The 8,545-nt window shown below is 73.0% G+C and carries 6 protein-coding genes and 1 riboswitch; of the genes, 5 read left to right on the top strand and 1 reads right to left on the bottom strand.

Annotated features, from left to right (window positions below; translation table 11 throughout):
• The first annotated feature begins 980 nt into the window (after positions 1-980).
• A complete protein-coding gene (locus tag ACIBSV_RS29595; protein ID WP_395868447.1) occupies positions 981-2,522 on the top strand; it encodes an ATP-dependent DNA ligase in 1,542 nt (513 codons plus the stop codon).
• 21 nt (positions 2,523-2,543) lie between these two features.
• Here ACIBSV_RS29595 and ACIBSV_RS29590 read toward each other — a convergent pair whose 3' ends face one another.
• A complete protein-coding gene (locus ACIBSV_RS29590; protein WP_395868296.1) occupies positions 2,544-3,398 on the bottom strand; it encodes an amidohydrolase family protein in 855 nt (284 codons plus the stop codon).
• Positions 3,399-3,539: 141 nt separating this feature from the next.
• Here ACIBSV_RS29590 and ACIBSV_RS29585 point away from each other — a divergent pair, with 141 nt between their 5' ends.
• The 4 genes from ACIBSV_RS29585 to mug all read left to right on the top strand — a co-directional run bounded on the left by ACIBSV_RS29585 (position 3,540) and on the right by mug (position 7,354).
• Positions 3,540-5,255: an alkaline phosphatase D family protein gene (locus ACIBSV_RS29585; protein WP_395868294.1), complete on the top strand. Its 1,716-nt coding sequence runs from the start codon at positions 3,540-3,542 to the stop codon at positions 5,253-5,255.
• A 133-nt stretch (positions 5,256-5,388) separates the two neighbouring features.
• On the top strand, positions 5,389-5,850 hold the full coding sequence (locus ACIBSV_RS29580; protein ID WP_395868292.1) for a MarR family winged helix-turn-helix transcriptional regulator: 462 nt from the start codon (positions 5,389-5,391) through the stop codon (positions 5,848-5,850).
• Positions 5,851-5,855: 5 nt separating this feature from the next.
• Entirely contained in the window at positions 5,856-6,680 is an 825-nt protein-coding gene (locus tag ACIBSV_RS29575; protein ID WP_395868290.1) for a GNAT family N-acetyltransferase, read from the top strand.
• Positions 6,681-6,760: 80 nt separating this feature from the next.
• Complete coding sequence (gene mug, locus ACIBSV_RS29570) at positions 6,761-7,354, top strand: G/U mismatch-specific DNA glycosylase (protein ID WP_395868445.1); 594 nt, start codon at positions 6,761-6,763, stop codon at positions 7,352-7,354.
• Between the two features lie 873 nt (positions 7,355-8,227).
• Positions 8,228-8,479, top strand: a riboswitch (cobalamin riboswitch).
• Positions 8,480-8,545: the final 66 nt, after the last annotated feature.

Below are 8,545 nucleotides of genomic sequence, written 5' to 3'. Positions count from 1 at the left end.
GCATGCCCGCTACGCGGTCACGGTCGGGCCGTTCGCTACGCGCGCGGGTTGCATGCCCGCTACGCGGTCACGGTCGGGCCGTTCGCTACGCGCGCGGGTTGCATGCCCGCTACGCGGTCACGGTCGGGCCGTTCGCTACGCGCGCGGGATGCACGTCCGCTACGCGCCCGGGATGCACGTCCGCTACGCGCCCGGGATGCACCTCCGCTACGCGCCCGGGATGCACGTCCGCTACGCGCCCGGGATGCACGTCCGCTACGCGCCCGCACTGCCTGGTGCCCCGTCCAGGCGCCGGCGGTCTGCCGGCCTTGCCTCTTCGGCTGCACCTCGGCGGCCCGTTTCCGCTCGGGTGTTGCGCGTCGCCTGTTGCGCTCCGCTTGTCTTGCGTGGCCGTGTGGGCTGCGGGTCGTGCGTCGGTTGCTGCCGTCCGGGCGCCCGGCTCGGCCCGCGGCCGTTGTTGCTCGCTGTGGTCCGCCCGTTCCGCGTCTGCGCCCACGGCGCTCTGTCCGCCTCGCCCGCTGCGCTTCGCTCGCCATCCCCGCTCGCGCGCCGTTCTCGCTTGCTGCGGCCGGTTCGTTCTGCGTGCCTGGGGCGACTGTGCTCTGCCCTCGGCGGCCCGTCTTCGCTCGGGTGTTGCGCGTCGCCTGTTGTGCTTCGCCCGTGCGTGTCGGTGTTGCCTGTTGCGCTCCGCCTGTCTTGCGTGGCTGTGGATCGTCCGCCCGCGCGGTGTGCATCGCTCGCTCTGTGTTGGCTCGTTTTGTGTTTCGGCTGCCTTGGGCTGCGTTTCGCGGGCGGCTTTGGCCACCTTTGGCTTGCCGCGTTGCGCTTGGGCATGACAGGTCTTTGCGCCTGGGGCGTGTGGTTCGTGTGGTTTGGGGGTGGGTGGGGGCTCGGCCGGATGGGTGTCGGGGGCATGAGTCAGGGTGGGGTGGGCGATGGGGGTGGGGGGCTTGGGCGTGAGGAGTTGTGGCGTGGGGTCGCTGTTGTTTTGTGACGTGGCGGTCGTGTCGCGGGAGATCGCGGGCGAGGCCGGGCGGACCGCGAAGGCGGAGTTGGTGGCCGGGTGTCTGCGGCGGGCGGATCCGGCGGAGGCGACCGTGGTGGTGGCCTATCTCGCGGGCGCGCTGACCCAGCGGCAGATCGGGGTCGGGCCGGCCGCGTTGCGTGACGTGCCGGAGCCGGCCGCCGAGGCGTCGCTGACGCTGCTGGAGGTGGACGCCGCGTTGGAGGCGATCGGGACCACCACCGGCCCCGGGTCACAGGCTGCCCGGCGGGCGCTGATCGAGGCCCTGTTCGCCCGGGCCACGCAGGTCGAACAGCGGTTCCTGGCCGGTCTGTTGATCGGCGAGGTGCGTCAGGGCGCGCTGGACGGGGTGATGGCGGACGCCATCGCGCGGGCGGCCGAGGTGCCGGTGGCGGCCGTGCGCCGCGCGCTGATGTTGCGTGGGGCGGCCGGCCCGGTGGCCTCCGCGGCGCTCGTCGGTGGCAAGGCCGCGCTCGCCGCGTTCACGCTGGAGGTGGGCCACGCGGTGCGCCCGATGTTGGCCGCCTCCGCGCCGGATGTGTCCGCCGCGCTGGCCAAGTTGCGGGCCAAGGACCCGGAGGCGAGCGTCGCGCTGGAATGGAAGATCGACGGCATCCGGGTGCAGATCCACCGCGACGGCGAACACGTCGCGGTGTTCACCCGCAGCCTGGACGACATCACCTCGCGCGTGCCGGAGCTGGTCGAGGCCGCCCGCGCGCTGCCGGTGCGCACCGCCGTGCTCGACGGCGAGGCGATCGCGCTGCGCGCGGAGGGCCGGCCGCACCCGTTCCAGATCACCGCGTCCCGGACCGGCACTCACGACGCCGCGCGGTTGCGGGCCGAGACACCGTTGACGGTGTACTTGTTCGACGTGCTGCATGTGGACGGCGCGGACCTGATCGACCGCCCGGGCGCCGAGCGCTGGGCCGCGCTCCAGGCGCTCGCGCCGAGCGAGCTGTTGGTGCCCCGGTTGGTCACCGGCGACGCCGGCGCCGCGGACGCGTTCTTCGTCGACGCGGTCGCGCGCGGCCACGAGGGGGTGGTGGTCAAGTCGTTGGACACCCCCTACACGGCGGGTCGGCGCGGCGCCGGTTGGGTCAAGGTCAAGCCGCGGCACACCCTGGACTTGGTGGTGCTGGCCGCCGAGTGGGGGCACGGGCGGCGGCGCGGGACGCTGAGCAACCTGCACCTGGGCGCGCGCGACCCGGGCGGGGACGGGTTCGTGATGCTGGGCAAGACGTTCAAGGGGCTCACCGACGAACTGCTCGCGTGGCAGACCGAGCGGTTGCAGGAACTGGAGGTCCGTCGGGACGACTGGACGGTGTGGGTGCGGCCCGAACTCGTGGTCGAGATCGCCTTCGACGGGTTGCAGCGCAGTACCCGCTATCCGGGCGGGCTGGCCCTGCGGTTCGCCCGGGTGCTGCGTTATCGCCAGGACAAGACGGCGGCGGACGCGGACGACATGGATACGGTTCGAGCGCTGGCGTCGGACGAGTGAGACCGGTTCCCGCCGCCCACATCACCCGGACCCGCGCGCCTGGATTTTGATGGGGCGGTACAGGGCGCGCGCGTTGTCGTGCAGTACGGCGGGGGCCAGGTCGACGCCGACCGCCTCGGCGATGACGTCCAGGTCGGCGTCCCGGAACGGCCTGGGCGCGCGGGTGGAGGGCAGGTCGGTGCCGGCCAGGAGCGCGCGCGGGGAGACGGCGGCCACGGCCCGGAGCGTGGCGGGCACGTCCAGGTCGACCCGGCCGAAGCCGGTGGCCTTGACGTGGGCCCCGCGTTCGACCAGGCGCAGCAGGTGCGGCAGGCCCTCTCGGGACAGGCCCAGGTGGTCGATGCTCACCTTCGGCAGCGCGGTGAGCATGGGTGCCAGGTCGGGCAGATCGCGCGCGTCGAGGTACAGCTCCGCGTGCCAGCCCGCCAGCTCGTATACGCGTCGGGCGAGCCGATCGAGCCCTTCCAGCGCGGCCGAGCCGCCCCGGCGTACGTTGAACCGGATCGCGCGCACACCCGCCGCGTCCAGCTCGCGGATCGTGTGGTCCGCGACATCGGCGCGAAGGTGCGTCACGCCGACGAAGCCGGGCCCGAGCCGGTGCAGCGCGTCGAGCAGATGGGCCGGGTCGAAGCTTTGGAACGAGCCGGACACCACGGCGCCGCCGGTGACGCCGAGCGACGCGACGCGGGCGAGGTAGTCGGCGACGGTGAAGGTCGGTGGCAGGTAACCCTGGTTGACGGTGAGCGGGAAACGCGGGTCGACGATGTGCAGATGCGCGTCGAACACCCGGCGCCGGGCCGCGGGGCCGGGTACGGCGGGTCCTTCGGCCGGGAGGTGTGCCGGCGGGTCGGGCGACGCGGTGGGCGAGGGGGGCACGGCGCGGCCTCCGGGTTCGGATCGGGAACGCCGCATACCGTAGCGAAGGGTTCGTGGCCGCGGCGGGCATTGGCGTCGGCCGTGCGGGGCAGGCACATGCCACGGAAGACGTCGATACGAGGGTGGGGAGGGCAAAGGACCATGGCCGAGTTGCTGCTCGGTCCCGTGCTGCGGCACGTGGATCGTACGAGTGCCACCGTGTGGGTGGAGACGGACGCGCCGTGTGTGGTGACCGTGGCGTGCGAGGACGGTGTGGCCAGTGCCGCCACCTGGAACGTGTTCGGTCACCACTATGTGCTCGTGGTCGTCGAGGGGCTCACGCCCGGGCGATCACGGGAGTACCGGGTCCTGCTGGACGAGCGGGTGTGCTGGCCGGACGCGCGCTCGGGTTATCCGCCCAGCGCGGTGCGTACCGCCTCGGCCCACGGCGACGAGCGGGATCTGAATGTCGTGTTCGGGTCCTGTCGCTGGTCGAGCCCGCCGAGCACCGAGGCCGGTGAGGAGCGCCGGCTCGACCCGGACGCGCTGGACACGCTCGCTCGCCGACTGATGCGGGCCCCCGACGAGCCTTTGCCGGACGCGCTGCTGTTGCTCGGTGATCAGGTGTACGCGGACGAGACCTCGCGCGCGATGCAGAACCGGTTGGCGCGGCGGCGCGATCTGAGCAAGGCGCCGGGCCCGCAGATCGCCGACTTCGAGGAGTACACGCTGCTCTATCGCGAGTCCTGGTCCGATCCGCAGATCCGCTGGTTGCTGTCCACCGTGCCGAGCGCGATGATCTTCGACGACCACGACGTGATCGACGACTGGAACACGTCGCACGCGTGGCGATCCGAGATGGCCGCGACCGATTGGTGGTCCGAGCGGATCGCGGGCGCGCTCGCGTCGTACTGGGTCTATCAGCACCTGGGCAATCTCGATCCGGCCGCGTTGGCGCGCGACGAGTTGTTCGCGACGGTCAAGGCCGCGGCGCCGGGCGAGGACGTGGGGCCGCTGCTGCACGAATTCGCGCTGCGCGCGGACGCGGAGGCGGAGGGCAAGACGACCACGCGGTGGAGCTTCCGGCGCGACTTCGGCCGGACCCGGCTGCTGATGATCGACTCGCGCGCGGGCCGGGTGCTGACCGGGGACGCGCGGGCGATGATCGGTGCGGACGAGTTGGCCTGGATCACCGAGCAGGCGGACGAGGGCGGGTACGACCACCTGCTGATCGGCACGTCGTTGCCGTGGTTGTTGCCGCACGGCATCCACGACCTGGAGTCGTGGAACGAGGCGTTGTGCGCGGGCGAGCGGGGGCCGCGGGTGGCGGGCTGGAGCGAGTGGTTGCGGCGGGCGAGCGACCTGGAGCACTGGGCGGCGTTCCGCGACTCGTTCGAGGCGTTGTCCGCGTTGATCGGCCGGATCGCGCTGCACGGCCCCCGGGCGGGCGGCCCGGCGCCGGCGACGGTGTGCGTGTTGTCGGGGGATGTGCACCACGTCTACGCGGCCGAGGCGCGCTGGGTCAGTGCGGGGGAGGGGCCGCGGGCCGGGGAGGATTCGGCGGACCTGGCCCGGGTCTACCAGTTGACCTGTTCGCCGGTGCACAACTCGGTGCCCCCGGCGATCCGGGTCGGATTCCGGTTCGGGTGGGGCCGGATGGCGACCCGCATCGGGCGCGCCCTGGCCCGGCACGCGAGGCTGGCCCCGCTGCCGGTCGAGTGGACGAAGCTGGGCGGTCCGTGGTTCGGCAACCACCTGATGACGCTCACCCTGCACGGGCGCCGGGCCGTCCTGTCCCTGGATCGGGCCGAGGGCGACCGGCACAACCGGGCCGCTCGGCTGCGCCGCGTGGGCCGGGCGACGCTCCGGGAGGGGTGAGGCACGGTCCGCGAGCGGCCCCGGCGAGTCGTGGGTCGGCCGCCTCTCGTGAGGGGCCCGTCTCGTGGAAGTTGCCGAGTGCAACTAACATCTTTTATGGTGGTGGCGAGTCGCCACGAAGAGGAGCCTCGCCATGGCCACCCGGGAAGCCTGCCGGCACCTGCTCACCGAGTTCGAGGGCATCGTCGGCGTCCACCGCAGCCTCGCCAAGGCGGTTCCGATCGGCAGCCTGCCGCCCGGCTCCGCAGTCCTGTTCGCGCTTGCCCGCAGTACGCGGCCGCTGCGCGCCGGGCACGTCGCCGAACTGCTCGACCTGGACATGTCCGTGGTCAGCCGACACATCGCACACCTGGTCGAGCACGGGTGGGTGGAGCGCCGGCCGCACCCCCATGACGGCCGCTCCTTCCTGCTCGGCCTCACCCCGGAGGGTCGCGCGGTGGTCGATCGGGCCACCGACGACCGCCTGACGGTGATCGCCGAGCGCCTCGACGACTGGTCCGACGAGGACGCCCGGACGCTGTCCGAGCTGCTCGCGCGACTGAAGGCCGGGTTGGCACACCGGCCGGTATCGGTGCCGGTGGTCGTGTCACACTGACCCGCATGCCGAAGTCCGCCGCAGAGGCGCGCGCCCACTTGGAGATGTTCTACGACGCGGTGGCCCGCCGAGCCACCCGCACGGAAACGTTCGGCGCGCTGACCCTGTTCATTCGTGAGGGCCAAGGGTGGCCCTTCTACGCACGACCCACGCTCGGCAGCTCCGTCGAGCCCACCGTCGCGGACGTCCGCGCGGTGCGGGCGCGGCAGAGAGAGTTGAAAGTGCCCCAGACGTTCGAATGGGTCGACGAGACCACCCCGGCGCTGCGCGCGGCCGCGATCGAGGCCGAACTGCACGTCCACGAGCACCCGTTGATGGTGCTCGACCCGGCCGAGCTTCCGGCCGAACGCCCGGCCCTGCCCGACCTGGTGACGGTGCGTCGGATCCGGGCGGACGCGACCGACCTGGCGATCGTGCACAGCGTCGCGGCGGTCGGCTTCGCGAACCCGGGGACCGCGTCGGGGACCGACGGCCCGACCGAACGGGATACCGCCGCGCTCGGCCAGGACCCGGGACTGCTGTCCTACCTCAACGAGCGCCTGCGCACCGGCGAGACGGTGATGTTCGCCGCGTACGGCCCGGCCGGGCCGCTGTGCGTGGGCAGTTATCAGCACCTGTACGGCACCACCGAGATCGTCGGTGTGGCCACCCTCCCCGCGGCCCGACGTGGCGGCCTCGCGGCGGCGGTGACCTGGGAGCTGGCCCGGCACGCGCTCACCGACGGGAGCGAGACGGTGTTCCTGTCGGCGGGCGACCAGGACGTGGCCCGCGTGTACGACCGGCTCGGCTTCCGGTCGGTGGGGACGGCGCTGATCGCGGAGGCGCCGTGAGCACCCCGGCGCAGCCCGGGCCGCCCGCGAAGCCCGTCGTGCTGCCGATCCCGCCCGGGCGCAATCCCACCGCCGCCGAAATGGCCGCCGCGCACGGCCGGACCATCCCCGACGTGATCGGACCGAACCTGCGGGTGTTGTTCTGCGGGATCAACCCCGGCCTGTGGTCCGGTGCGACCGGGCGGCACTTCGCCCGCCCCGGCAACCGGTTCTGGCCCGCGCTGTACGCCTCCGGGTTCACGCCCCGCCTGCTCGCGCCCGCCGAGCAGGACGCGTTGACCGCGCTCGGTCTCGGCATCACCAACGTGGTGGCCCGCACCACCGCCCGTGCGGACGAGTTGAGCCGGGACGAGTACGTCGCCGGCGGCGCGGCGCTCACCGCCAAGGTGCGCACGTACCGGCCGGCCTGGCTGGCCGTGCTCGGCATCGGCGCGTACCGGACCGGTTTCGGCCGGCCCAAGGCGGTGGTCGGTCGACAGGCCGAGACCATCGGCGACACCCGGATCTGGGTGCTGCCGAACCCGAGCGGCCTGAACGCGCACTGGACGGCGGCGGCGCTCGGCGAGGCGTTCGCCGAACTGCGCACGGCGGCGGCCCAGATCGAAAGCACCCGACCGGAAACGCCACGCACCGAAACCGCCGGGACCGAAAGCACCCGGACCGAAACCACCTGACCGGAAGGCACCCGGCCGGAAACCCGCCGAAACCCATCGAAGGCGGTCGAAGGCTGCCTGAATGCGGCCCGAGGACGACCCGAAGGGGCGCGACCGCCCCAGGGCGCGGTCGGTGCGCCCGGGCCGGTCCGCGCGCCTGTATCCGAGTCGATTCGTCCATCGACCGAGTGGGATCACCCGGTTGGTGGTTACTTCGCGTTCCCTCGCGCGGTTGGGTCGGCATGGAGATCCTGCGGGCCCCGTTCGGGCCGTGGCCCACCGAGGCGTTCGAGACACCCGTGTACGAGGCGTTGGTCGCGGAGTGGCGCGACTCGGGCCGGGAGGTACCCCGGCCGGTGGACCGATGCCCCGACCGCCCGGCGCGACACGCGCGCCCATCCGGGGCCGGCCCCCGCACCGGCCGCCCCTGAGGACGCCGCCGAGGCCACCTCCGAGGCAGCCCACACCGGCCGCCGGAGGCACCCGCCGACACGCCCGGCTCCCGCCTCGCCGACCCGCCCGTCGGACGCCGTACATGCCAGGCACGCCCCGCGGCCGACCGTACGCTCCCAATGCCTCGCCCTCGCCCGCTCGGCCGCCCCGCGAAGGTCTTTCCCTCGACGCCCGGACACCACGTTCGACAGGGGCTCGGCGACGCGCGCCGCGCACAACGCCGGCGTGTCGTGCAGCCATTCGGCGGCCCGCGCGCGAGTACCGTCATGCCGGGCGTACGCCGGGAGGAGACGATTCCGCTCGGCTCGGAGGCGCCACGACACCCGGTGTGGACGGCATCGCCGCCGGGAGTGGGCCCGTCCCGGCCGAAATCGTGGTACGTCGGGAATCGCGACACGACACAACACCTGGGGGTGCGGCGACCACCCCGCCACTACATATATGCTCTGCGACGCAGCTGGTTCGCCGTTCCGGTTCAAACGGAAAGGCGACGCAAGAGGGAACCCGGTGTGAAGCCGGGACTGCCCCCGCAGCGGTAAGCGGGAACGAATGTCGTCCTGCGGCGCCGAACGCCCGGAGGGGTTCGGCGCGCGACGACCACGGGGAACTCCGCGGCCCGCCGAGCACATCGTGCCCGGTGGCGCCCCGGCATGCCCGCGAGTCCGAATACCTGCCGGCTGTCCGCGCCTTCGGGCGTGGGGTCACTGTACGTACGAGCTCGCGAGGAGAGAGCACGTGACCGTTGTGGACAGCGTGGGC

This window comes from Embleya sp. NPDC050154 (assembly GCF_044460165.1).
In the GTDB taxonomy this organism is placed as follows: Bacteria; Actinomycetota; Actinomycetes; order Streptomycetales; family Streptomycetaceae; genus Embleya.
This window is presented reverse-complemented; position numbering and strand designations above follow the sequence as displayed.